Genomic DNA, 22,709 nt, shown 5'->3' with positions numbered 1-22,709 from the left:
CAGGATGTATTCAAACGCCTCAGACGCCAGATGCTGCCCGCGAGGTGATATTCGACTGGTCGAAGATCAGCAGACTGGACTGATTTACAATGCCGCCTTTCGTCCGGATGTCATGGACTACGACGAGCATTATCAGAACGAACAGGCGAACAGCTCCCATTTTCGCGAGCATTTGGAGAAGGTGACGACGATCGTCGAGCGTCTGATCGGACTGGAAGATCTGGTCGAAATCGGATGCGGCAAAGGCTTCTTCATGGACATGTTGACTGCGCGCGGTGCCGACATCGTCGGTTTCGACCCGACCTACACGGGCAACGATCCGCGCGTACGGCGGGAGTACTTCGGTTCCGGGACCGGCGTCCGGGGAAGAGGCCTGGTCCTTCGCCATGTCCTGGAACACATTCCAGACCCCGTCGATTTCATCTTCCAGATCAAAGAGGCAAATGGTGGCCAGGGGAAAATTTACATCGAGGTCCCGTGTTTTGAATGGATCTGCGAGCGCCGTGCATGGTTCGATATCTTCTACGAGCATGTGAACTATTTTCGTATCGACGACTTCGATCGCATTTTCGGCGAAGTCATCGAAAGCGGGCATATTTTCGGCGGACAATATATCTACGTGATCGCAGAGCTTTCGTCTGCCCGTAAGCCACGCTTCGACTCTGAACGAAGCGTGAAGTTTCCATCTGACTTTTCCAATGCCCTGAACAATATCCGCAGCGAAATCAAAGAAGCTGCCATCGTATGGGGCGGCGCCTCGAAAGGCGTCATTTTCTCACTTATGTGTGAAAGGGCGGGGCTGCCGGTGGACAGTGTGATCGATATCAATCCAGCCAAGCAAGGGCGCTTCCTGGCGGCAACGGGGCTGGAGGTCAAGTCTCCGGGAGAGGTATTGCCTTCGCTAGCCGACAATACGCCGATCTATGTCATGAATTCCAACTATCTGGAGGAGATAAAGGAGCTTTCAGGAAACCGGCTGAACTATATCAGCCTGGATAGACATTGGTCGCAGCACGGCTGCGGATGATGGTGGACTGCGCATAAGGGGCAAGAAATGGAGATCGTGAATCTTGAGACTGGAAGGCTCGCGGCCTATTGCAAGGAACAGTTGCGACGGCTGGTGCCTTTTGGCGATGAGACAGATTTCGATCTGATAGACATCCATCTTTCCGAAGCGCTTGCTCGGCTGGATCATTGCATCTCGGCTGTTCGGATATGGAAGCCGGGCTCCTTTGACGTCCTGCACTCATCGCAATACTGTACGTTTCTATATTACCTGTCGAACACCATATGGCGCGCTGAGAGAGCGGTGACCTTGTGTACGAAGCTCTTCCTGCTTAACAAGCAGATAAACGCGATCGACATGTTTTATGAAATCGAAATGCCGGAAGTCTTTCTTATCGGCCATTCCGTTGGGATAGTGCTATCAAAAGCGACCTACGGAAATTACTTTATGATTCATCAAAACTGCACTGTCGGTAAGAATAACGGCATTGCTCCTGTGATTGAGAATGGAGTGATTCTGTTTCCAAATTCCGCCGTGATTGGGAAGTCACTCGTGCGGCAGCGCACCGTCGTCGCTCAAGGTGTCAGCGTCATCGATCGCGACACACAAGCCCACCTAATCGCGTTCCAAGGCCCAGAAAACTCATTGGTGTTCAAACGAGACAAGCGCGATATCCTATCGGATTTCTTCCGCAACTTTTGATGCGCTTTCCTTGCCTGCAGGATCGCGTTCGCAGACTTATTCGGAACGCTGATCGCCGACACCGGACGAGCCGTCAAGCCTCGCACAATTTCAAACGGATATTCGACGGGACGCATGTGTGGCCACCTGTCGGGAACGTCGATATGAAAGTTGTGATACTGGCCGGGGGTCTCGGCTCCAGGATGTCGGAGGAGACGATCGCGCGACCGAAGCCGTTGGTCGAGATCGGCGACAAGCCGATGCTTTGGCACATCATGAACATCTACTCCCATCACGGTCTGACGGATTTCATCATCTGCGCCGGCTACAAGAGCTACATGGTCAAGGAATACTTCGTAAACCTGATCCTCCATCACAGTGACGTCACGCTGGAGCTCGGCAGCAACAGGATCGAGTATCACACACGGGAGTGCCCGCCGTGGCGCGTTACCGTAGTGGATACCGGAATGCACTCGATGACCGGAGGCCGCCTGCTTCGTGTTCGCGACTATCTGGAGCCCGGCGAATCCTTCTGCATGACGTACGGCGACGGCGTGGGCGACATCGACATTGCGGCGGAGATCGCGTTCCACAAAAGTCATGGCCTCAAGGCGACGATGTGCGCCGTGAGCCCTCCGGGACGCTTTGGCGCCGTCGGGCTCGAAGGCGATATCATCACGGAATTCACCGAGAAGCCGCGCGGCGACAACCAGCGCATAAACGGCGGCTTCTTCGTTCTCGAGCCTTCCGTTCTCGACCTGATCGAAGACGACTCGACCATCTGGGAAACCGGACCGCTGGCCGAACTGGCCCGCAATCGGGAACTGGCGGCCTTCCGTCACGACGGATTCTGGCAGCCGATGGATACGTTGCGCGAGAAGATGATGCTGGAGAATCTGTGGGTCTCGGGGAAGGCGCCATGGAAGATATGGAACTGAGGCAATTCTGGAACGACAGGGAGGTTCTCGTCACCGGGCATACGGGCTTCAAGGGAAGCTGGCTGTCCCTGTGGCTGGAACAGCTTGGCGCGCGCGTCCACGGCATCGCGCTTGAACCTGACGCCGGGCCAAGCATGTATCGGCTGGCGCCGCTAAGCGCCGGGGACCGAAGTTACATCGTCGATATCCGTGACGGGGCTGCGCTGACGAAGGCGGTGGGGCGATGCCGACCTGAGTTCGTGTTTCATCTTGCCGCTCAGGCGCTGGTGCGCCGCTCCTATCGCGCGCCAGCCGAGACCTATGCTACCAACGTCGGCGGCACGGTCAATCTGCTCGACGCCGTTCTGGCGACCGAGTCGGTGAAGGTGGTTGTCGTCGCAACCACGGACAAGGTCTATGCCGAGACGACAGGCGGCGTGCCCTACCGGGAGGTTGACGCCCTGGGCGGCAACGACCCGTATAGCAGCTCGAAGGCATGCACTGAGCTCGTCTGCCGCAGTTATGCCCACAGCTTTGCTGCCGGGCGCGGCATTCGACTGGCAACCGCACGCGCCGGAAACGTCATCGGTGGCGGCGACTGGTCCGAAGACCGTTTGGTCCCCGATACGCTGCGCGCCTTCGAGGACGGCAGAGCGCTACAGTTGCGCTATCCCAAGGCCACAAGACCATGGCAGCACGTCCTGGAACCGCTCGGCGGATATCTGGCCTATGCGCAGGCCTTGTCCGAAGCCGGACCGGGACTGCCGGCTGCCGTGAACTTCGGACCCGATCCGGCGCAGGTCGCGACGGTTGCGCAACTGGCCGACGCGTTGGGAAAGGTTTGGGGCATCACCCGCGCCTGGGAACCGGCGCCGGGATCCCACCCGCCCGAAGCAGCCCAACTCCTTCTCGATTCCGGTCTGGCTGCATCGGCGATCGGCTGGCGGCCCCGCCTGAATCTTGTGCAGACGATTGATTGGACCTGCGCGTGGTATCGCGCCTGGAAATCCGGCGCGGACATGCGTGCGTTCACGCAGCGCCAGATCTCGGACTATGAAGGAATGGCCGCATGACCCCAAATTCGTGCCGGTTCTGCGACGCTCCGCTGAACCACCTCTTCGCTGATCTCGGCAAAACGCCGCTTGCCAATTCCTACATCAGTCCCGATGCCGCCGACCGGCCGGAACCAGTCTATCCCCTGCGAGTCTTCGTGTGCGAAGAATGCTGGCTCGTGCAGGCTGAAGCCTTCGCCTCTCCAGACGACATCTTCACCGACTACGCCTACTTTTCGTCCTTCAGCGATAGCTGGGTCGAGCATGCACGGCGGTTCACGATCTCAGCCATCGAGCGCTTCGGCCTGTCCTCCTCCTCGCAGGTGATCGAGGTTGCCAGCAATGACGGCTACCTTCTCCGCCACTTCGTGGAACGCAACATCCCCTCGCTCGGCATAGAACCCGCCCAGAACGTGGCAGAAGTAGCGCGTGCGGCGGGCGTTCCCACCGAGGCGCGCTTCTTCGGCGTGGACACTGCGATGGATCTGCAGCAACGCGATCTCGGTGCGGATCTGGTGGTCGGCAACAACGTGTTTGCCCATGTGCCCGACATCAATAACTTCGTCGGCGGGCTCGCCGCCGTTCTAAAGCCTGACGGCGTCGTCAGCCTGGAGTTCCCGCATCTGCTCCAACTGATCCGGAACGTGCAGTTCGACACGATCTATCACGAGCATTTCTACTACCTATCCCTGCTGGCGGTTGAGAAGGTTTTGCGAAGGCACGGCCTTAAAGTCTTCGACGTAGAGGAATTGCCGACCCACGGCGGGAGCATCCGGGTGATGGCGAGCCTCGCCAACGCACCGACGCATCGCGGGACAACGGAACGCGTCCTTAAAGTACAACGCGATGAGCTTGACGGCGGACTGGGCGAGGTCTCAACCTACATAGGGTTCCAGAACACTATCCTGCCTATCAAAGATGACTTGATTTCCTTCCTGAACACGGCACGGGCTCAGGGAATGAAGGTCGCCGCCTACGGCGCGGCAGCGAAAGGCAACACGCTGCTCAACTTTTGCGGCGTGGGACGCGATCTGATTGAGGTGGCGGTCGACCGAAGCCCCTACAAGCAAGGCCGGCTGCTACCCGGGAGCAGAATTCCAATCCGGCCCCCCGAAGTGCTTCCAACGGTCCGGCCGGATTTCGTGCTCATCCTGCCATGGAACATTCAGGAGGAGATTATCGCGAGTAACGACATCTCCGCATGGGGAGGAAAATATGTGGTAGCCGTGCCTCAACTGAAGGTTGTCACATGAGATTCACGAAATGCCGTGTCGCCGGCGCGTATGTTATCGACATCGAGCCTAGGGATGACGAGCGCGGCACATTCGCGCGCACGTTCTGTGCCAAATCCTTCCGCGATCTCGGTCTCGATTACGACATTTCCCAATGCAATGTTTCCTACAGCCCCACTCGAGGAACGTTGAGAGGCCTCCACTATCAAGCAGCGCCTGATGAGGAAACCAAGCTCGTACGTGTAACGCGCGGAAAAGCCTTCGACGTAGCCGTGGATCTGCGGCCGGACTCGCCGACCTATTTGGGTTGGGACGGCATCGAATTGGACAGCGACCGGCGCAATGCCTTTTATATACCCAGTGGATGCGCTCACGGCGTGCTCACGCTCGAGGATGCCACGGAAATTTTCTACCAGATGTCCGCGCCTTATGCTCCCGAATCGGCGAGCGTGGCACGGTGGGACGATCCGGCGTTCGGGATAGCTTGGCCGTTCAATCCCATTGTAATCAGCGACAGGGACGCCACCTGTCCATTCTACCGCTCGAAGGACCCGTAGCGGAATGAACGAATTCGCGCAGCCTTTGCATTACCACCTATAACAGGGGTTCGCTTTTGAGGGTGCAACACCGGGTAAACGCGAACTTTAGCCCCCAAGAGATCGCCGCTGAATCTGACATGCACCCAGTTCATGGTCAATCAAATGGCTGTCGCATTGTCGCAAGGACTATGCATAGACTGAACACTCGTGCGGCGTTCGCGTTGGACTGCGTTCCGCAAAGCAGGCATCATCGTCTGACATCGACGGCCTTGGGTTCAGCCCCCTAAGAATCCAGCCGCGTCCAAGCCCCGTTCTCGTTCGACGACCTGACGCAGGCTTCGATGAAGGCGACGCCTTCGACGCCGTCATGGACGGTGGGGAAGATCGCGTCGTCTGGCAGTGTCGTGCCCTCGCGCAGGGCGCGGATCGCCCGGGCCGCCTCGCAATAGATCGTCGCGAAGCCTTCCAGATAGCCTTCGGGGTGACCACCGGGGATGCGCGAAACCCGTGCCGCTGCGGCTCCGGCGCCGGCTCCGCCGCGTGTGATCAGGCGTTTGGGCTCGCCGAACGGTGTGTACCAGAGATGATTGGGCTGCTCCTGCTCCCATTCCAGGCCGCCCTTGGTGCCGTAGACCCTCAGCCGCAGCGCGTTCTCGTTGCCCGGCGCCACCTGGCTCGCCCACAGCATGCCTTTCGCGGCCGGCGCACCGCCCATGGCCTTGAAACGCAGCATCACGTGGGCGTTGTCATCGACCCGCCGGCCGTCGACGAAGGCGCTCAGGTCGGCAGCCAGCGTATCCAGTTCCAGCCCGCTGACGAAGCGGGCGAGATTGTAGGCGTGGGTGCCGATGTCGCCGGTCGCGCCGCCAGCACCCGATTTCGACGGATCGGTGCGCCAGCCGGCCTGCTTGGAACCGGTTTCCTCGACCTTCTCCGTCAGCCAGTCCTGCGGATATTCCGCCTGCACGACGCGAATGTCGCCGATTTCGCCGGCGCGGATCATCTCGCGTGCCTGCCGCACCATCGGATAGCCGGTATAGTTGTGGGTCAGCACGAACAGCCGACCGCTCTTTTCGACAAGCGCGGCAAGCTTCCTGGCATCGGCAAGGCTGGAGGTCAGCGGCTTGTCGCAGATGACGTGGATGCCTGCATTAAGGAAGGCTTCGGCGGCCGGCCAGTGCATGTGGTTCGGCGTGACGATCGAGACCGCCTCGATGCCGTCGCTTCGCGCCGCCTCCGCCCGGGCCATCTCCTCGAAAGATCCATAGCTGCGCGCTGGGTCCAGCCCCAGTTCGGCCGCCGACGCCCTAGCACGCTCGGGATCGGACGACAGCGCGCCGGCAACGAGCTGGAATTCGCCGTCGAGCCGCGCCGCAATCCGATGCACCCCGCCGATGAACGCCCCCTGGCCGCCACCCACCATGCCAAGCCGGATCGGCCCGGCGGTCCTGTCGTCTCTTGCTGCAATCGCCACGGCGGCCTCCTGTCGTTGGCGGCACTCAAGCCCAACTGCCAAGTTGATTCAAGCGTGCAATTCGACGGGAATTCCAGCCCGTTAACACTTTGAGAACCATGATCGCGGGCGCCAATCATCGTCACGCGCCCGGCGCGATCGTCTGGCCTGCCGCTTGCTTTGCCTTGGACAGGAAGGCCCCACCGGGCAAACGCTTGAGCGAGAGGATACAGAATTGTCCCTTAAAGACACACCGCACCAGGAGCGTCGCAGCGCGCCTAGCAAGCTGTATCAGGACCGCACGGCCGCCCCACGCGGACGTGAGCGGCGCAAGAAGCCCCGCGTCGTCCGCAACGAAAAAGTTCGCGCCGTGATACCGATGAGCCGGCTCGGCGGCATGGCGAATGCCTGCCTTAGCCGCGATGAGACGGTGAAGGTCATGGAGGACGCGATTGCGGGCCGGCTGGCCGGGCTTCAACAGCCGCTCTACATGTCGTCCACCAATGGGCAGGTGCTGTCGATGTTCGCACGCAACCGCCGCATCCGTACGCTCTTCGAACAGGTCGACGTACTGAGCGCCGACGGCCAGCCGATGGTGACGATATCCCGCTATCTTTCCTCGCGTCCCCTGCCCGAGCGCGTCGCCACGACCGATCTCTTCGACGATGCGAGCCGGCTGCTTCCTGAAGGGACGACCTACTTCATGCTCGGCTCGACACCCGACGAGATCGAACGCGCCGCCGCTGTGGTGCGCCGCAAATATCCCCGCATCAGGCTCGTCGGCTACGCGCACGGCTACATGGACGCCGATAGCGAGGAGGCCCTGCTGCGTCGCCTCGAAGAATTGCGTCCCGACATCCTCTGGATCGGCCTCGGCGTGCCGCGGGAGCAGGATTTCGTCTCGCGCAACATGGGGCGACTTGCATCGGTGAAGGTCATCAAGACCTCGGGCGGCCTGTTCAATTTCATTTCCGGCACAAACAGGCGTGCCCCTGCATGGATGCAGCGCCTCGGCTTGGAGTGGCTTTATCGGACCATTCTCGAGCCACGGCGACTGCTCTGGCGCTATCTCACCACCAACCCTCACAGCCTCTTCCTGCTGCTCACCCGGACCCGGTGACGCGTCGCAAAATTACCACACCTGACGACGGAGGCGCATTCGCGACTCCGATCAGCGTTCCGACCCGTTCGTGGAATCTTGACGCGAATCAATTGGATACATATCACTTTGGATGTAGGCGGATCTGAGTAGACGGGGCCCTTGCGACACACGCGCCGGTAGGCGTGGCTGTAGCTGGATTGTGATTCCCTTTCTCTGTCCCGTCCTTCCCGGCGCCGGAACATGGTTTCCCGGCCCTGTTTGAGCGTTTGTCCGTAATCGAGTTTGTCTTGGCTGCGTCGCGGTTGTCCGTGGCGTGCAGTCGGATTCGCGTGTCGCGTTTCAAGGTCGAGCCATGACGGATCGGCGACATCAATCGTTGGGCTGCCACAAGGCATCGACAGACCTCGGACACATGATCCATCTCGCATCCACGACCCAGCCAATCGAGGCGACCGCTCCGGTCGCCTCTCGCGCCGGGCTTGCGAGGCTGATGCGCCGTCTTTGCGCCGACATCGGCGCAGAGCGCTACATGATCGTCCAGCCGTCCTTCGACCGCGGCCCGAAATCGATGCGCATCATCACGTCGAACTGGATCTTCGATGCTCTCGAGGATTTCGGCTCCGACGGCATCGGCAAGATCATCGAGAGCGGCAATGCGTCGGGTCCCGGCGCTGTGCCGCGTCCGCTGCTGCCCGCAACCGCGCTTTTCCTGTCCGAGGAAGAGCGGTGCGCGATGCGCGAACATGGCCATGCGGAACTCTACTGCCAGAAGCTGAATGCCGACGGTGTCGCGATCTTCGCGCTTTTCTCGGCCGAGACTCCACGCCGCATCGATGCGGCAGCGCTGATGCGCGCGCACATGAAATGCAGCTACGCCATCGTCCAGTTCTTTCGCTCCTGCGGCGGACAGGAGGCATCGAACCCGCTTTCCGATCGCGAGCGTGAGTGTCTCTTGTGGGTGTCGGAGGGCAAGACCACCGACGAAGTGGCGCTGATTTTGGGCGTCTCCCCCAACACCGTCAGCAGCTACATTGCCCATGCAATCCAGAAATTCAGCGCCAACAACCGTGCAATGGCCATCGCCACTGCCATCCGAAGCGGAATCATCTGATCATGTTGCTCCAGTCAGGACAGGCCGACAGGGCCGATCTCTTTGACGATCCGGACCTGGCCGTATGGCCGGTGAAGGACGAATGGCCGAACCAGTCTGCAACGACCACCAGCGAGGCCGTCCGCCTCATGCGCAAGCTGGCCGAACGCATCAACGCGTCGGGCTTCAGCCTGTTCTTTTGCGGCGCACAGGGCGAGGCCAGGCGCCTGGCACCGGTGCTCGATGACAATTTCCCAGGCATCTCGCTTCTGTCGAAAGCGCTGTCACATCGCGGCGTCGAGAGCTTCGCGCGCCTTGCGGCGGAAAGCTCCGTGCCGCTGTGGTGGCAGCGTTGCGACAGCAGGCCCTTCCTGTCGGAAGCCGCCGCATGTTGGGCGCATGAAGTCGAGAGTCCTGCTCGCGAGACGCTCGGCATCGCTTTTCCCGTTGCACAGGAGCGCGGTCGCCATGGCCTGATCGTGTTCTCCGGTGAGGACATGATGCTAGACGAGAATCTGCTCTGCGACGTGCACGCGCGTTGCTTTTCGCTATTCGAAGACGTCTCGAGGCAGCGAGTAGCCGATTGCGCCAAGTCTCCGGTTGTCTCGCGGCGCGAGCTGGAGTGCCTGCGGCTCACCGCAGATGGCCTGACCAGTGACGACATCGCCGCCTCGCTTGGACTTTCTGTGCATACGGCCAACCAGTACCTGACCAATTCAACCCACAAGCTGAATGCGGTCAATCGTATCCATGCGGTGGCTAAGGCGCTGCGTTGCGGCCTGATCGACTGAGGCTATTTCGACTTTCAAGTGGCCGGCACGAGATCGATGCCGCGCCTACCGTTCGGCAGCGACTGGCTCGCTCTTGCGAATGCGCGCGTGCTCGATCGCATTTTCCAGGAACGTGTTGTTCTCGAGCGGATCGGACGAAGCGTTTTCGAACGCGACATAGTTGACTTCGACGGCTGCATGCCGCGCTGACATGGTGAGGGTGAAATACACCGTGGCGCCCACCGGCCGTAGTTCGAGGTCGAGCACGATGCGGGGAAGCTTGCTCCAGCCGACATGCGCTTCACCACCATGACCGAGACGCAACGTGCCGGGTATGAAGTACAGTTCCGCTGCCGAGTCGACGAGATCGGCGACGCTCGCGAAGCGCTCGAGCCGGATATAGGCGATGTAGTCGCCGACATCGACCATGCGTAATTCGCTCACGACTTCCTGGATCGCGTTGGCCACGATGATTTCTCGTGTGGACGAATGCGGCTGACGGTTCATGACGTCACCTTACCCGCAGCTGGCGCTGCCTTGTTAGTGTAGAGGACCCGAACGAGTTCGGCGACCGCCTGATAGAACTGAGGCGGAATCACACTATCCACTGAAACTTGATCGTACATGGAGCGGGCGAGCGCGACGTCTTCAAAAACCGGAATTTCGTGCGCTTCCGCAATCTCCCTGATCTTGAGCGCGATCAGATCCTGGCCCTTGGCGATGACGACAGGTGCAGGCGTCTCCTCGCGGACGTAGCGCAGCGCGATGGAGAAGTGGGTCGGGTTGGCGATCACCAGCGTCGCCTTCGGCACCTCGTCCATCATGCGCCGACGAGCACGGTCGCGCTGCAGCGAACGCAGCCGCGACTTCATGATCGGGTCGCCTTCCGCCTGCTTGATCTCGTCCTTGATCTCCTGCTTCGTCATGCGCAGGTCCTGCTTCCAGTGGAAGCGCGACCACAGAAGGTCGATCACCGCGATGAGCGCCATGATCGAGACGATTGCCACGATGATGTCGATGGCCAGGTCGCGGATCACAGCACCGAATGCTTCAGGCTGCGTTATCATCCCGGCGAGCAGCTCGGTCTCCACGCCGCGCATGGCGAACCACAGAACGAAGCCGGCCAGGATCAGTTTTCCGAGCGACTTTGCGAACTCGGCCAGGCCCTGTTGCCCGAAGAGCCGCCCCCAGCCCTGCTTGAGCGAAACCCGGGAGAGTTTCGGCTGGATCCGGTCCAAAACGAAGCTCGGCACGTTCTGCAGCACCGAAGCGGCAATGCCGGCTGCGATCAGCAAGGCCATCAGCCCGGCCAGCAGCTTGGCGATCTCCAGGAACACCTGGCGATAAAGCAGGACGGCATCGTGCTCGGTCGCCAGCGACCATTCGTCGGCACGCTCGATGAACATCGACAGGAAGCCGCCAAGTTCCACGGCGCCCGGCTGGGCGAGGAAAACCAGGAACACCATGATCGCCAGCAACGAGCCGAACACGGGAACTTCCTTGGCGAAGGGCAGCTGGCCCTTCTCCACCGCATCACGGATTTTCTTTTCCGTGGCGTCTTCTGTTTTACTTTCTTTGTCCTCGCCGTCGGCCATCAAGCCATCCGTTCAGGACGCCGCTATGCGGCGCTTTGCATTGAGGGCAGGTCGATCGTCCCACTGGATGCGAGGCCAAGGGCTGTGCCGGCGATACGCTTGCGTGCCTTGTCGACTTCCACAGCCGTGGCCGCATCCGAGTCCATCGAGAGTTCCGCTTCGATCATGCGGCGGGAGCGGGCGCCGATGGCCGACAGGATCGATTCGGTGAGATCCGCCGAGGCGCCGCGCAATGCCATCGTGACGACTTCGGTCGAAAGTCCGTCGAACAGTGTAACCCGCGCCCGCTGGTCCAGCTTGACGATGTCCTCGAAGGTGAACAGCCGCGCCTTGACCTCTTCGATGCCGCTGACGCCGCTCTCTTCCAGATCAGACACCAGTTCGTCCAGCACGTCCTTGTCGAGCTCGTTGAGCAGGCTGGCGACCCTGGTCTGGCTGGCGGAAACGTCCTTGCCATTCGAATCCGATGAAAGCCTGGCACGCAACTGGTTGTCGACAAGCTGCTTGGCGGCCGGCTGAACGGTCGTCATCGACAGCATGCGCTTGAGCACTTCGTTGCGCATGGGCTTGTCGAAGGTCAGAAGCGCGTTTGCCGCCGGTTGCGAATCGAGGTTCGAGAACACCATCGCGATCGTCTGGGGGTGTTCTCCACTCAACAGTGCGCCGAGCTTGTCGGGTTCGAGTTCCGACAATTCGGGCCAGATCGGCGGCGCCTCGTCGTTCATCAGGGACGGCTTGCCCCAGCCCATCAACTGGCTGATCTCTTCCGGAGAGAGGGACTCGTTGAGCAACGTGTCCATCTGATCGCCGGAATCCAGGAGGCCGGCACCTTCGGTGAATTCCGCCTCGAATTCGGCGACGATATTCTCGAGTTCACTCTGAGGAATGGTGCGCAGCATGCGCGCGGCTTCAATGAGCGCCTTCAGCTCTCGCTGCTTGAAGAAACGCAGAAGGCGCCCGGCGGATGGCTTACCCATCGCAACCAGAATAGCAGCAGCCTTCTGAGCCTTCGTCAGCTTGCCGTCCAGGCTCATTCCCAAATCCGTCCCCGATTCGCTACAAACAGACTATACAGACTAGCCGGTTTTGGCAGCATCAATGATCTTGGTTAGCTTGATGCCAAAGCGCGACGGATCACTTTCGAGCACGGTAATTTCGCCGGTGGCAATCTTGCGGCCGTTGACGACGACGTCCACGGGCTCGCCGATCCGGCGATTGAGGGCGACGGTGGAGCCCTTTTGAAGCGCCATCAGCTCGGAAACCGGCATTTCCGCGCTTCCAAGCACAATCTGAACGTCCACAGGAATGTTCATGATTATGTCGTTGTTGGCGACGCCGCTGGCCTTCACCGGCTTGGAATAGGCGCTTGCAAAGGAATCCGAGCCCGACGTTTCCACAGATTCTTCATCCTGCAGGACCCCGCGCAACTCCTCGATGGCCTTGTTCAAATCCTCTTCCTGGGGATCATCGCCAAGAGTGGGGGTGGCTTCGTCACCAAAACTACCGAGATCACCGAGTTTGTCGAAATCAGGAATGGATGAGCTCATCATGTTCTCCTTGAAGCTCGCAGCAATGGCCGTTCATGCACGGCTCAGCGCGGCATCAGCCCGTCAATGAATTCTTTGCCCGCATCATAGGGCTCGATTACTTGCACCGTGAAGTTCTGGCCGAGCTTGCCGAACTCGCAGGTGAAGAGCGTCTTGCGGCGCGCTGAAAGCCGCGCATTGGTCGGCGCACCTTCGGGCATCTCGATGACCTGGCCGACGAAAAGCTCCGAAAGTTCTCCCAGCGTCATCCGCGACAGCGGGATCGTCGCATCCAGCCGGACGCTGGAGCGCATGACCTCCTCGCTGAAGCGCGCATTCCACGTGGCCTGCTCCTCGCGCGAGGACTCCGCCGTGCTTTCGCCGCGATGCAAAAGCAGGACGCGCTGCGGCATCATCACCGTAAAGCGCCCTTCTCCCGTCGGCGCAATCAGCGAAAACGACACGCGAACCGCCGGCCCGTCCCGAATGACGAGCTTCTTCAAATCCTTGCCGGAGAGCGCGGATGGCATTGGGAACTTGATCGACAGCGCGCGCACGCCCGACCCGTTCAGCGCCTTCGCCGTCGCTTCGAACACGACTGACGCTAGCTCCAGCTCGATCGCAGTGAGATCGCGCGTGATGCGCGAGGCGGGCATGTCGGGATCGCCGCCGAACAGTGCACTGACCAGAAGCGAGATCGCATCGGAGTCGGCGATCAGCATCAAGGCGTCAGGCGACGTGGCGGATGCTGCAACCACGAGCGCATCGTTGTGGACGTCGGGACGGCGGGCTTCGGACATCCGCGCCAGCGTCACCGATTCCATCTCGATCTCGATTGGGTAGGAAACCTGTTCGTTCAGGCTGTCGCGGATCGCCGGCAGGGCGCGCATGCCGAGCGAGCGCGCGGCCTTGAGAATATGCTCTGGCTCACCCGTATCGCCGATGAGACGCTCGACGATGAAGTTCCGGCCCTGCGTCGCAGTATCGCCAGTCGAAACCTTGCTCTGCACAACTGTCTCCGCATCCATACTATCAGGCAGCTCGAGCCGCTTCGCTGCCATGCAACGTGCTGCGCTCGACCGCATCGATCGAAGGACGGTCGTAGGACGAGATCGTCTTGCGCCCGAACTCCAGCGCAACCTGCGGCAACGAACCGTTCATATACGCCAGCAGCGTCTGCTTCACGATGATGTATAGCCGATTCTTCTTGTCGCGCACGATCTTGATCTTCTGCGCCACCGGAGCGACCACCGCATAGTTCAGGAAGATGCCGAGGAACGTACCGACAAGCGCCGCGCCGACCAGGCCGCCAAGAATCTCGGGCGACTGGTCGATGGCACCCATCGCCTTGATCACGCCCAGAACGGCAGCGCAGATGCCGAGCGCGGGGAACGCGTCCGCCAGCACCACCAGGGCATGGTAGGACTTGAGCTTGTCGTGCTTGATGGTGTGGATTTCTTCGTCCATCAACGCCTCGATCTCGAACGGCCGGGCATTGCCGATGATGATGATCCGGCAATAATCACAGATGAAGTTGATAAGGTCTCGGTTCTTGAGCACCTTCGGATAGGCCAGGAAGATCGCGGATTCGTCCGGATTGTCGATGTGGGCCTCGACCTCGTTGCGCGACTTGGTGCGCAATTCGCGCATCAGGCTGTGCAGAACGCCGAGCGTCTCGAGATAGTCCTGCTCTTTCGGCACATCCTGCCTGAACGCCTCCATCATCGCCTTGCCGGCGTCCTTCACGGTGGACATCGGATTGGCGATCAGGAATGCGCCAACGCCGGCGCCGCCGATGATGACAAGCTCCCAGGGCTGCATAAGCACGTCGAGATGCCCGCCCATGGCCATGAAGCCGCCAAGCACGCAGCCGAAGATGACGACAAAACCTATCACAATGCTCACGGCACCACCTCTACCTGCCCCAATTGCACTTTTCCTAGCGCGCTGGGCTTGCGCGAGGCTTGAATGGGCAGACGCGCGCAAACTGTCCGAGCCTGTTCAGTTTCACGCAAGTATTCTGCCTTATTGATGTGTGGTGGAATCCGGCGAGCGGGGGCGCAAGTGATCAGTACGCATATGAATTACAAGCTAATCACCCGCGACATGGAACGCTCCATGGACCGCGTGGAGAACCAGCCGCTCGTCAAGCGCGACACCGAGTATTTCCTGGCCAATATCGGCAAGATCACTTCGGCCGAAGAACTCGTCAACGACTACCGACTTTTCAATTATGCCATGAAGGCCCACGGCTTGCAGGACATGGCGTATGCGAAAGCCTTCATGCTGAAGGCCCTGGAAGGGGGCGTGAGCGATCCCGACAGCTTCGCCAACAAACTGTCAGATAAGCGCTATGCCCAGTTCGTCGCCGACTTCAACTTCGTCGCCAATGGCGAAAAGACAACGACATACAACCTTGCCCGCGACGCGACGGTGGACAACTACATAAACCGCGCCACTGGCAGTGGCGTCCTTCCGCAGACGGAAACCGTCAAGAAGGAAACCGCCTACTACCAGGAAAACATCGGCGCCGTGGAATCCATCGAAGACCTGCTGGCCGACGAACGCCTGCTGGAATACGCGCTGCGCGCGTTCAGCATTGAAGACCTGGAGCTCACCAAAACCGAGCTCAGCAATATCCTTCTAGGCGGCGTTTCGGAGCCCGACAGTCTGGCCAACAAGCACAGCGATGCCAACGTCGCGAAGTTTGTCACCGCATTCAATTTTGCCGAGCTGGGCGAAGAGACCACCAGCTACGTGGCCTCCCAGAATAAGGTCACAGCACAATATTTGAGGCAGACGCTCGAGGAGGACGCTGGCCTCGAGAATGAAGGCGTGCGTCTTGCGCTCTATTTCGAGCGTAAGGCACCCGACATCAAGTCATTCTATGACGTTCTCGCTGATGCGGCGCTTGGCGAAGTCGTGCGAACAGCGCTGGGCCTGCCTGCCTCGTCCGCCCAGGCCGACCTCGACAAGCAGGTGCAGGCCTTCGAAAAGCGCCTTTCGTTGGAAGATTTTACCGACCCGGCGAAGCTGACCAAGTTTCTCGCCCGTTTCACCGTGATGTGGGACGTCACCAACGCGCCGGCAGCGAGTTCGTCGCCTGCCGTGTCGCTGATTTCCCAGCCGGCCCAACTCGGCATCTCGGTCGACACGATGATGGCGATCGCCCGCCTGAAGAGCTAGGAGCGCTACATTGCAATCTGGAATTTACGTCGCGATCTCGTCGCAGAGGGCGCTCGACAAGCGAATGAACACGATCGCGGACAATGTCGCCAATGTCGGCACGATCGGCTTTCGCGCCACCGAGGTGAAGTTCGAGGATCTCGTCAGCGGCCTTGGAGAGACATCGGTTTCGTTCGCATCGGCCGGAGACACCTACCTGTCGACCAAGCTCGGCCCGGTACGCCAGACCGGCAACCCGCTCGACTTCGCGGTTCAGGGCGATGCCTGGTTCGGCATCGAGACCCCGGCCGGGCCGGTCATGACGCGGGACGGCCGCTTCAAGATGCTGAACAATGGCGATCTGGTCACGCTGGAAGGCTATCCCGTCCTCGACGCCGGTGGTGCCCCGATCCAGCTCAATCCCAACGGTGGAGCGCCGGAAGCCGGCGCAGACGGCATGCTCCACCAGGACGGGCAGCCGATGGGCGCCATCGGCCTGTTCGATTTCCAGCCTGGCCCAAATTTCCAGCGATACGGCAACTCCGGTGTGGTGCCCTTCGGCGCGCCGGAGCCGATTGTGGATCGTATTGATGTCGGCGTCGCGCAGGGCTTCCTGGAGGATTCCAACGTCAATCCGGTGCTGGAGATTACCCGCCTCATCCAGGTGCAGCGCGCATTCGAACACGTGTCCGGGCTCATCCGCGACAGCGAGAGCGCACTCGACCAGGCTATCACTGCCCTCGGTCCGCGATAATTTTCAATGGACGCCCCTGCGGACACCGACATCATCGCGACGCCCCCGCCGGAAGCAGGTCTGCCGCCCCCGGCAGCAGCCGAGACGTCGCTGCATGCGCTGGAGCGCGTCCAGTCGCTCTTTGCGAGCGAACGGACGCTGCTGCGCAATGGCGGCCACATCGACGAGGTCTCGCCGAGCCATTACCGCGTACGCGGGGTTTCCGGTGCGGCACGTCTGGGTGACGTCGTGGAGCATCGCTCCTCGTCAGGCGTGCGGTCGGGCGAGATCGTCCGCATCGGACCGGACGACGTCCTCGTCTCGCCCTACGAGAACAACCCGGATGCCGGCATTGGCGACTCCGTCTTCATCCAGACGCAGCGTGGCGCGTCACCCCACGGCTCGTGGCGCGGCCGGGTGATCGACGCGCTTGGGCGCCCGGTCGACGCCAAGGGGCCCATGATCTCCGGCAAGGGTGAGAACCTGTCCGCCGCACCGCTGGCGATGACGCGTCAGCGCGTTGCCACCGGCTTCATGACCGGTGTCCGTGTCATCGACATATTCACCCCCATCTGCTTCGGCCAGCGCCTGGGCGTCTTCGCCGGCTCGGGCGTCGGAAAATCGACGTTGCTCGCGATGCTCGCCAGCGCCGAGGCATTCGACACCGTCGTCATTGCGCTGATCGGCGAGCGCGGTCGCGAAGTACGCGAGTTTCTCGAAGACACGATCGGTCCCAAGAATCTGGCCAAGACCGTGGCCGTGGTGGCGACGAGCGACGAGAGCGCCATGATGCGCAAGCGCGCGCCCGACATGGCAATGCGGGTCGCCGAGCATTTCCGTGAAAAGGGCGACAGGGTTCTCCTCGTGCTCGATTCGATCACGCGCCTTGCCCATGCATTGCGCGAAGTCGCGATCGGCGTCGGCGAGCCTCCCGTGGCGCGCGGCTATCCCGCCTCCGTGTTCACCGATCTGCCGCGGCTTCTCGAGCGCGCCGGTCCGGGGATGGACGGGACGGGTTCGATCACCGCGATCCTTTCGGTGCTCGTCGACGGCGACGACCACAACGATCCGGTCGCCGATTCCATTCGCGGCATTCTCGATGGCCACGTCGTGCTCGACCGCTCGATCGCCGAGCAGGGCCGCTATCCCCCGGTCGATCCGCTGGCATCGATCTCCCGCCTGGCGCCCAAGGCATGGACCAAGGAGCAGCAGGCCCTCGTCACTCGCCTGCGCAGCATGATCGCCCGGTTCGAGGATACAAGAGACATCCGGTTGCTCGGCGCATACCAGCCCGGCGCCGATGCCGAACTCGACCTGGCGGTGCGCCAGGTGCCCGTCATCTACGAAGCGTTGACGCAGTCGCCGCAGGACAAGCCTTCGCCCGATCCGTTCAGTGATCTGGCGCGCCATCTGAAGAGCAGGGAGAAGCCAGTCGATGAGCCTGCTGAATAGATCCGGTTCCGTGTGGGAAAAGCGCCCCGCCCTCGCTGGCGACACCCTAGCGCCGTCGGGCGGGCTCGAAGGCGGGACGGTCCCGGCCGGCCTCGAGGACTTGATCGCATCGGCTGACGAAGACCAGATCCTGATGCGGCTCTTCGGTGATGGAGCGGAGATGCCAACGCCGGCGCAAAAGCCTTCCGCAAAGCCGGCATCGACGCCCGCGCCGCGCAGAGCGAAATCGCCGCTGCTTCCTGCACCGCCGCCAACGCCCAAGCAGTCCTTCGAGCCTTTTTCCGTGCCCAAGAAGCGGTTCGATCGTGGCGACGTCACCATCGCGGCCCTGGGAATTACGCTGGGCTTAATCTGCGCGGCGTTTCCCTGGTACATCTTCTTTAATCAGGAGAAGTTCGGGGTGAAGGAATTCGTCTTCGACGGAGGCCGGGCAGGTGCTCCCCCTGCACATCTTGCATATCAACCGAAGCTCGTGGCGAAGCCTTTCGCCAACGACTCCCTACCGAGCATGAACCTCGACTTCTTCCCGACGGCGACTCTGCCGCAGGAAGGCGAAGAGGCGGATGCTATTCCGGTATCTGAACAGCCCTTCCCGCTCGATCTGGTCAGTTTCCGCCTTGTCCATGTCGCCAATGGCCGTGCCATGATTGAGGACGCCGACGGGCTTTGGGTCGTGCAGCCCGGCTCACGCCTTCCCGACGCAAGCGAAGTCGTCTCGATCGAGCAACGCGACGGTGGCTGGGTGCTGGTGACGAGCCGCGACACGGTCATCGAGCTGCAACGCTGATTGCAGCCGACGCCGGGCCTCGCGCAAGGTCCACGCAAGACTGACTCCCTACAGTATCGCTACGCTTTGCAAGGAGTAGCGATGCAACCCGTCAACCTGTTCCAGCTGGCATCACAACAGGCCCAATGGCTGTCTGTGCGCCACACGGCTGTTTCGAGCAATATCGCGAACGCCAACACACCTGGCTACGGCACGATGGAGGTCGAGCCTTTCGAGGCGGTCCTCGACAATACGCGCGTGGCGATGGAGGCGACCAACCCGCGCCACATCTCCGTCGGCGTCGGTTCCGACGCGCTGATGATCCGGCAGGACAGCGAGAGCGAACCGACATCGCCTTCGGGCAACACCGTGGTGCTGGAGAACGAGCTGATGAAGTCGGGCGAGGTTCGCCGGTCCTTCGAGCTCAACACCGCCGTGGTGAAAGCCTTCCACCGTATGCTGATGCTGACAACCCGAGCCTGATGCCATGGATCCTCTGATTTCGTCCCTCAAGGTGTCGTCTTCCGGACTCGGCGCCCAGTCGGAGCGCCTGCGTGTCGTCTCCGAGAACCTCGCCAACGCGCAATCGACCGGCAACTTTCCCGGCGCCGATCCCTATCAGCGCAAGACGATCACCTTCACCGCCGAACTCGACCGTGTGTCGGGCGCCCGCGTGGTGGAAGTGTCTGCAATATCCGGCGATAAGACCGCTTATCCAGTCGAGTTCATGCCGGGCCACGATGCCGCTGACGAAGCGGGCTACGTTAAGATGCCGAACGTCAACGTGCTGATCGAGATGGCCGACATGCGCGAGGCCAATCGCAGCTACGAGGCCAACCTGCAGAGCATCAAGCAGGCGCGTGACCTGATCTCTATGACCATCGAACTCATGAGGAACCAGTGATGATCCAGGCGCTCACAGCCATTCAGGGTCAAGGGTCGTCTCTGGCGACGCTTGACGGACTTTCCAACATGGCCGGTCCGTCGGCGATGCGCCCGAACGTCGGCGTGGAAAACACTTTCCAGGCAGCGCTCGCCACTGCCGCAGGCAATGCGGTCGACACTCTGCACGGCGCCGAGGGTGTCTCCCTCAAGGCACTCCAGGGCGAGGCCGATACGCGCGAAGTCGTCGACGCGGTGATGAGTGCCGAGCAAACCCTCCAGGCTGCAATCGCGATCCGTGACAAGATCATAAATTCGTACCTCGAAGTCAGCCGTATGCAGATCTAAGGAACAGGATCATGAAAGCACTCGCCATCGCCGCAACCGGCATGAACGCGCAGCAGACCAATCTCGAGGTCATCGCGAACAACATCGCGAACATCAACACCACTGGCTACAAGCGTGCACGCGCCGAATTCTCGGATCTTCTATACCAGGTCGATCGGGCCCAGGGCGTGCCCAACCGCGCCAACCAGAATATCGTTCCGGAAGGTTCGCACATCGGTCTCGGCGTGAAGACGAGCGCCATCCGCAACGTGCACATCCAGGGCGCGCTGACAAAGACCGGCAACAATCTCGACGTCGCGCTTTCCGGCAATGGCTGGTTCCAGGTCGAAGGCGCCAATGGCGAGATGCTCTATAGCCGCGCGGGCGCCTTCAACACCAACGCCGAGGGGCAGCTCGTCACGGTGGATGGCTATCTGTTGGCGGGCGGCATCGTCGTCCCGGAGAATGCAGAGATCATCATCAACAAGTCGGGTGAGTTCTTCGCAAGCACCGGTGAAGACGAACTCGTGCCGCTTGGCCAGCTCGCGATCGCGACCTTCGTCAACGAGGCCGGTCTCGACCCGCAGGGCGACAATCTGTTCCGCGAGACCGAGGCATCGGGCGGCGCCAATGTCGGCCTGCCGGGCGACATCGGTTTCGCAACCACCGAACAGGGCTATCTCGAAGCTTCCAACGTCGATCCGGTGAAGGAAATCACCGAGTTGATTTCGGCACAGCGCGCCTACGAGATGAATTCGAAGGTCATCAAGGCGGCCGACGAGATGGCCGCTACCATCACTCAGGGAATCCGATAGGGTCGATGATGTTCCGCCTCCTGCGCCCGCTAAAGCTGGCCGCCGTCATGTCATTCATGGCATGCGCGACCATACCCGCTCTTGCCCAGGAGACGGTCATCATCACCACCCGCGTCGTCTACCCAGGCGAGGTGGTGGACGCGAGCGCGCTTCAGGAAGTGCCGCTTCAACGGCAGTTGCGCGACATCACCCAGGTCGCGCTCGACTGGAGCCAGGTGGAAGGCAAGGTTGCGCGTCGCACCTTGCTTCCCGGACGGCTGATCGCGGTCTCCTCGCTCCGGGATGCCTGGCTGGTCGAGCCCGGAAAGCCGGTGCAGGTGCTGTTCGTCCACGGTGGTCTCGAGATCAGCATCTCTGGCGTGCCATTGCAGGTCGGCGCAGCCGGAGACATGGTTCGGGTGCGCAATGCCGATAGCGGTGCGGTGTTCTCCGGCATCGTGATGGCCGACGGAAGCATCAGGGTTTCGTCAACATGATCCGCGTCCTTCTCCTCGCATTCGCGTTTGCACTGTCGTCTGTCGGTTCCGCGTTTTCGGACCAGATGATGAGCAACCTGACGCCTGCACGCATCAAGGACGTCGCGACGCTGCAGAGCGCACGCGACAACCAGCTCGTCGGCTACGGTCTCGTCATCGGCCTTCAGGGCTCAGGCGACGGGCTGCGAAACTCGCCATTCACCGAGCAATCGATGCGCGCCATGCTTGAGAATCTTGGCATTTCCACGCAAGGTGGCGCCTCGCGCGCCAAGAACGTGGCAGCGGTCATCGTGACTGCGAACCTGCCGCCTTTCGTGCGCTCCGGCGCACGCATAGACGTAAACGTGGCTTCGATGGGCGACGCAACGTCGCTGGCCGGCGGCACTCTGGTCATGACGCCGCTGCGGGCCCCCGACGGCGAGATCTACGCCGTCGCGCAAGGACCCGTGATCGTGTCGGGCTTCTCTGCGCAAGGCCAGGCCGAGACCTTGACACAAGGCGTACCGACGAGCGGTCGCGTTCCCAATGGCGGCATCGTGGAACGCCAGGTGCCCGCATCGTTCAATAGTGACGCGACCTTGACGCTGCAGTTGCGCAACCCGGATTTCTCCACCGCGATCCGCGTGACCGATGCCATCAATGACTATTCGGCCAGTCGTTTCGGCAAGAAGGTCGCGATGGAACAGGACGCCCGGACGGTGATCATCCAGCGTCCCAACGACATATCCTCGGCCCGCTTCTTCGCCGAACTAGAGAACATCGTGGTCGAATCCGACGCGCCGGCTCGCGTCGTCGTCGACGAGCGGACGGGAACGATCGTCATCGGCCAGCAGGTACGCATATCACGCGTGGCCATCAGCCACGGCACACTCACGGTGCGCATCTCCGAGATGCCGCGCGTGGTGCAGCCGGAACCCTTTTCGCGCGGCGAAACCGCAGTGGAGCCGTTCACGGCGATCGAAGCCGACCAGCCCGACGCGAGCGTCGCGATGCTCGACGGTCCCAATCTCGAGACCCTGGTGTCCGGATTGAACCGGCTCGGGGTGAAGCCCGATGGCATCATCGCGATCCTGCAAGGCATCAAGTCGGCCGGCGCGCTCCAGGCCGAACTCGTACTGCAATAGGTAAGA

26 protein-coding genes are annotated in these 22,709 nt (G+C 61.2%); 19 read left to right on the top strand and 7 right to left on the bottom strand.

Going from position 1 to position 22,709, the window contains the following annotated elements:
* Positions 1-112: 112 nt before the first annotated feature.
* The 6 genes from AAFN84_RS01405 to AAFN84_RS01380 all read left to right on the top strand — a co-directional run bounded on the left by AAFN84_RS01405 (position 113) and on the right by AAFN84_RS01380 (position 5,445).
* Positions 113-1,027 carry a class I SAM-dependent methyltransferase gene (locus AAFN84_RS01405; protein WP_347512582.1) on the top strand — a complete coding sequence of 305 codons (915 nt, stop codon included), beginning with the start codon at positions 113-115 and terminating at the stop codon, positions 1,025-1,027.
* A 27-nt stretch (positions 1,028-1,054) separates the two neighbouring features.
* Entirely contained in the window at positions 1,055-1,708 is a 654-nt protein-coding gene (locus tag AAFN84_RS01400) for a hypothetical protein (RefSeq protein WP_347512581.1), read from the top strand.
* 143 nt (positions 1,709-1,851) lie between these two features.
* Positions 1,852-2,625, top strand: coding sequence for a glucose-1-phosphate cytidylyltransferase (gene rfbF, locus AAFN84_RS01395; protein WP_347512580.1), 774 nt, complete (start codon positions 1,852-1,854; stop codon positions 2,623-2,625).
* Positions 2,616-3,677 (top strand): CDP-glucose 4,6-dehydratase, encoded by a 1,062-nt coding sequence (rfbG, locus tag AAFN84_RS01390; protein ID WP_347513766.1) that lies wholly within the window; start codon positions 2,616-2,618, stop codon positions 3,675-3,677. Before rfbF ends, rfbG begins: the two co-directional genes overlap by 10 nt.
* Complete coding sequence (locus tag AAFN84_RS01385) at positions 3,674-4,909, top strand: class I SAM-dependent methyltransferase (protein WP_347512578.1); 1,236 nt, start codon at positions 3,674-3,676, stop codon at positions 4,907-4,909. Before rfbG ends, AAFN84_RS01385 begins: the two co-directional genes overlap by 4 nt.
* A complete protein-coding gene (locus AAFN84_RS01380) occupies positions 4,906-5,445 on the top strand; it encodes a dTDP-4-dehydrorhamnose 3,5-epimerase family protein (protein ID WP_347512577.1) in 540 nt (179 codons plus the stop codon). The genes AAFN84_RS01385 and AAFN84_RS01380 overlap by 4 nt, the downstream gene beginning before the upstream one ends.
* A gap of 265 nt (positions 5,446-5,710) precedes the next feature.
* Here the strand turns inward: AAFN84_RS01380 and AAFN84_RS01375 are convergent, their stop codons facing one another.
* Positions 5,711-6,901: a Gfo/Idh/MocA family oxidoreductase gene (locus AAFN84_RS01375; protein WP_347512575.1), complete on the bottom strand. Its 1,191-nt coding sequence runs from the start codon at positions 6,899-6,901 to the stop codon at positions 5,711-5,713.
* Between the two features lie 214 nt (positions 6,902-7,115).
* Here AAFN84_RS01375 and AAFN84_RS01370 point away from each other — a divergent pair, with 214 nt between their 5' ends.
* From AAFN84_RS01370 to AAFN84_RS01360, 3 genes are all read left to right on the top strand, one after another.
* Positions 7,116-8,000, top strand: coding sequence for a WecB/TagA/CpsF family glycosyltransferase (locus AAFN84_RS01370; RefSeq protein ID WP_347512574.1), 885 nt, complete (start codon positions 7,116-7,118; stop codon positions 7,998-8,000).
* Between the two features lie 394 nt (positions 8,001-8,394).
* Positions 8,395-9,093 carry a helix-turn-helix transcriptional regulator gene (locus AAFN84_RS01365; protein ID WP_347512573.1) on the top strand — a complete coding sequence of 233 codons (699 nt, stop codon included), beginning with the start codon at positions 8,395-8,397 and terminating at the stop codon, positions 9,091-9,093.
* 2 nt (positions 9,094-9,095) lie between these two features.
* Positions 9,096-9,863, top strand: coding sequence for a helix-turn-helix transcriptional regulator (locus tag AAFN84_RS01360; RefSeq protein ID WP_347512572.1), 768 nt, complete (start codon positions 9,096-9,098; stop codon positions 9,861-9,863).
* A gap of 45 nt (positions 9,864-9,908) precedes the next feature.
* On the opposite strand, the gene AAFN84_RS01355 is transcribed toward AAFN84_RS01360, so the two are convergent.
* The 6 genes from AAFN84_RS01355 to motA are packed head-to-tail and all read right to left on the bottom strand — an operon-like array spanning position 9,909 to position 14,868.
* Entirely contained in the window at positions 9,909-10,349 is a 441-nt protein-coding gene (locus AAFN84_RS01355; RefSeq protein ID WP_347512571.1) for a hypothetical protein, read from the bottom strand.
* Complete coding sequence (flhB, locus tag AAFN84_RS01350; protein ID WP_347512570.1) at positions 10,346-11,437, bottom strand: flagellar biosynthesis protein FlhB; 1,092 nt, start codon at positions 11,435-11,437, stop codon at positions 10,346-10,348. The genes AAFN84_RS01355 and flhB overlap by 4 nt, the downstream gene beginning before the upstream one ends.
* A 23-nt stretch (positions 11,438-11,460) precedes the next feature.
* Complete coding sequence (locus AAFN84_RS01345) at positions 11,461-12,471, bottom strand: flagellar motor switch protein FliG (RefSeq protein ID WP_347512568.1); 1,011 nt, start codon at positions 12,469-12,471, stop codon at positions 11,461-11,463.
* A gap of 42 nt (positions 12,472-12,513) precedes the next feature.
* Positions 12,514-12,984 (bottom strand): flagellar motor switch protein FliN, encoded by a 471-nt coding sequence (fliN, locus tag AAFN84_RS01340; RefSeq protein ID WP_347512567.1) that lies wholly within the window; start codon positions 12,982-12,984, stop codon positions 12,514-12,516.
* Positions 12,985-13,028: 44 nt separating this feature from the next.
* Positions 13,029-13,973 carry a FliM/FliN family flagellar motor switch protein gene (locus tag AAFN84_RS01335; RefSeq protein WP_347512565.1) on the bottom strand — a complete coding sequence of 315 codons (945 nt, stop codon included), beginning with the start codon at positions 13,971-13,973 and terminating at the stop codon, positions 13,029-13,031.
* A gap of 22 nt (positions 13,974-13,995) precedes the next feature.
* The gene (gene motA / locus AAFN84_RS01330) at positions 13,996-14,868 is read right to left on the bottom strand and encodes a flagellar motor stator protein MotA (RefSeq protein WP_347512564.1); all 873 of its coding nucleotides are present in this window, start codon (positions 14,866-14,868) and stop codon (positions 13,996-13,998) included.
* Positions 14,869-14,931: 63 nt separating this feature from the next.
* Between motA and AAFN84_RS01325 the strand changes: the two genes are divergently transcribed.
* The 10 genes from AAFN84_RS01325 to AAFN84_RS01280 all read left to right on the top strand — a co-directional run bounded on the left by AAFN84_RS01325 (position 14,932) and on the right by AAFN84_RS01280 (position 22,703).
* Positions 14,932-16,149, top strand: a complete 1,218-nt coding sequence (locus AAFN84_RS01325) for a DUF1217 domain-containing protein (protein ID WP_347512563.1) — start codon at positions 14,932-14,934, stop codon at positions 16,147-16,149.
* 10 nt (positions 16,150-16,159) lie between these two features.
* Entirely contained in the window at positions 16,160-16,882 is a 723-nt protein-coding gene (flgF, locus tag AAFN84_RS01320) for a flagellar basal-body rod protein FlgF (protein ID WP_347512562.1), read from the top strand.
* A gap of 6 nt (positions 16,883-16,888) precedes the next feature.
* The gene (gene fliI, locus AAFN84_RS01315) at positions 16,889-18,313 is read left to right on the top strand and encodes a flagellar protein export ATPase FliI (protein ID WP_347512561.1); all 1,425 of its coding nucleotides are present in this window, start codon (positions 16,889-16,891) and stop codon (positions 18,311-18,313) included.
* Positions 18,297-19,100, top strand: coding sequence for a hypothetical protein (locus AAFN84_RS01310; RefSeq protein ID WP_347512560.1), 804 nt, complete (start codon positions 18,297-18,299; stop codon positions 19,098-19,100). The genes fliI and AAFN84_RS01310 overlap by 17 nt, the downstream gene beginning before the upstream one ends.
* Before the next feature lie 81 nt (positions 19,101-19,181).
* A complete protein-coding gene (gene flgB, locus AAFN84_RS01305; protein ID WP_347512558.1) occupies positions 19,182-19,562 on the top strand; it encodes a flagellar basal body rod protein FlgB in 381 nt (126 codons plus the stop codon).
* Between the two features lie 4 nt (positions 19,563-19,566).
* Complete coding sequence (gene flgC / locus AAFN84_RS01300) at positions 19,567-19,983, top strand: flagellar basal body rod protein FlgC (RefSeq protein ID WP_347512556.1); 417 nt, start codon at positions 19,567-19,569, stop codon at positions 19,981-19,983.
* On the top strand, positions 19,983-20,309 hold the full coding sequence (locus tag AAFN84_RS01295; RefSeq protein WP_347512555.1) for a flagellar hook-basal body complex protein FliE: 327 nt from the start codon (positions 19,983-19,985) through the stop codon (positions 20,307-20,309). Before flgC ends, AAFN84_RS01295 begins: the two co-directional genes overlap by 1 nt.
* 11 nt (positions 20,310-20,320) lie before the next feature.
* On the top strand, positions 20,321-21,103 hold the full coding sequence (flgG, locus tag AAFN84_RS01290; protein WP_347512553.1) for a flagellar basal-body rod protein FlgG: 783 nt from the start codon (positions 20,321-20,323) through the stop codon (positions 21,101-21,103).
* A gap of 5 nt (positions 21,104-21,108) precedes the next feature.
* Positions 21,109-21,579: a flagellar basal body P-ring formation chaperone FlgA gene (flgA, locus tag AAFN84_RS01285; RefSeq protein ID WP_347512552.1), complete on the top strand. Its 471-nt coding sequence runs from the start codon at positions 21,109-21,111 to the stop codon at positions 21,577-21,579.
* Between the two features lie 65 nt (positions 21,580-21,644).
* Complete coding sequence (locus AAFN84_RS01280) at positions 21,645-22,703, top strand: flagellar basal body P-ring protein FlgI (RefSeq protein WP_347513765.1); 1,059 nt, start codon at positions 21,645-21,647, stop codon at positions 22,701-22,703.
* Positions 22,704-22,709: the final 6 nt, after the last annotated feature.

Source organism: Mesorhizobium sp. CAU 1741, from assembly GCF_039839275.1.
In the GTDB taxonomy this organism is placed as follows: Bacteria; Pseudomonadota; Alphaproteobacteria; order Rhizobiales; family Rhizobiaceae; genus Aerobium.
The sequence above is the reverse complement of the archived record's forward strand: the minus strand, read 5'-3'. Positions and strand labels throughout refer to the sequence as shown.

Bases quoted from the DNA above. Each gene is read 5' to 3' on its own strand.
- AAFN84_RS01405 (WP_347512582.1), top strand. From the start codon at position 113: ATGGACTACGACGAGCATTATCAGAACGAACAGGCGAACAGCTCCCAT.
- AAFN84_RS01400 (WP_347512581.1), top strand. From the start codon at position 1,055: ATGGAGATCGTGAATCTTGAGACTGGAAGGCTCGCGGCCTATTGCAAG.
- rfbF (WP_347512580.1), top strand. From the start codon at position 1,852: ATGAAAGTTGTGATACTGGCCGGGGGTCTCGGCTCCAGGATGTCGGAG.
- rfbG (WP_347513766.1), top strand. From the start codon at position 2,616: ATGGAACTGAGGCAATTCTGGAACGACAGGGAGGTTCTCGTCACCGGG.
- AAFN84_RS01385 (WP_347512578.1), top strand. From the start codon at position 3,674: ATGACCCCAAATTCGTGCCGGTTCTGCGACGCTCCGCTGAACCACCTC.
- AAFN84_RS01380 (WP_347512577.1), top strand. From the start codon at position 4,906: ATGAGATTCACGAAATGCCGTGTCGCCGGCGCGTATGTTATCGACATC.
- AAFN84_RS01365 (WP_347512573.1), top strand. From the start codon at position 8,395: ATGATCCATCTCGCATCCACGACCCAGCCAATCGAGGCGACCGCTCCG.
- AAFN84_RS01360 (WP_347512572.1), top strand. From the start codon at position 9,096: ATGTTGCTCCAGTCAGGACAGGCCGACAGGGCCGATCTCTTTGACGAT.
- AAFN84_RS01355 (WP_347512571.1), bottom strand. From the start codon at position 10,349: ATGAACCGTCAGCCGCATTCGTCCACACGAGAAATCATCGTGGCCAAC.
- flhB (WP_347512570.1), bottom strand. From the start codon at position 11,437: ATGGCCGACGGCGAGGACAAAGAAAGTAAAACAGAAGACGCCACGGAA.
- AAFN84_RS01345 (WP_347512568.1), bottom strand. From the start codon at position 12,471: ATGAGCCTGGACGGCAAGCTGACGAAGGCTCAGAAGGCTGCTGCTATT.
- fliN (WP_347512567.1), bottom strand. From the start codon at position 12,984: ATGAGCTCATCCATTCCTGATTTCGACAAACTCGGTGATCTCGGTAGT.
- AAFN84_RS01325 (WP_347512563.1), top strand. From the start codon at position 14,932: ATGGGCAGACGCGCGCAAACTGTCCGAGCCTGTTCAGTTTCACGCAAG.
- fliI (WP_347512561.1), top strand. From the start codon at position 16,889: ATGGACGCCCCTGCGGACACCGACATCATCGCGACGCCCCCGCCGGAA.
- AAFN84_RS01310 (WP_347512560.1), top strand. From the start codon at position 18,297: ATGAGCCTGCTGAATAGATCCGGTTCCGTGTGGGAAAAGCGCCCCGCC.
- flgB (WP_347512558.1), top strand. From the start codon at position 19,182: ATGCAACCCGTCAACCTGTTCCAGCTGGCATCACAACAGGCCCAATGG.
- flgC (WP_347512556.1), top strand. From the start codon at position 19,567: ATGGATCCTCTGATTTCGTCCCTCAAGGTGTCGTCTTCCGGACTCGGC.
- AAFN84_RS01295 (WP_347512555.1), top strand. From the start codon at position 19,983: ATGATCCAGGCGCTCACAGCCATTCAGGGTCAAGGGTCGTCTCTGGCG.
- flgG (WP_347512553.1), top strand. From the start codon at position 20,321: ATGAAAGCACTCGCCATCGCCGCAACCGGCATGAACGCGCAGCAGACC.
- flgA (WP_347512552.1), top strand. From the start codon at position 21,109: ATGATGTTCCGCCTCCTGCGCCCGCTAAAGCTGGCCGCCGTCATGTCA.
- AAFN84_RS01280 (WP_347513765.1), top strand. From the start codon at position 21,645: ATGATGAGCAACCTGACGCCTGCACGCATCAAGGACGTCGCGACGCTG.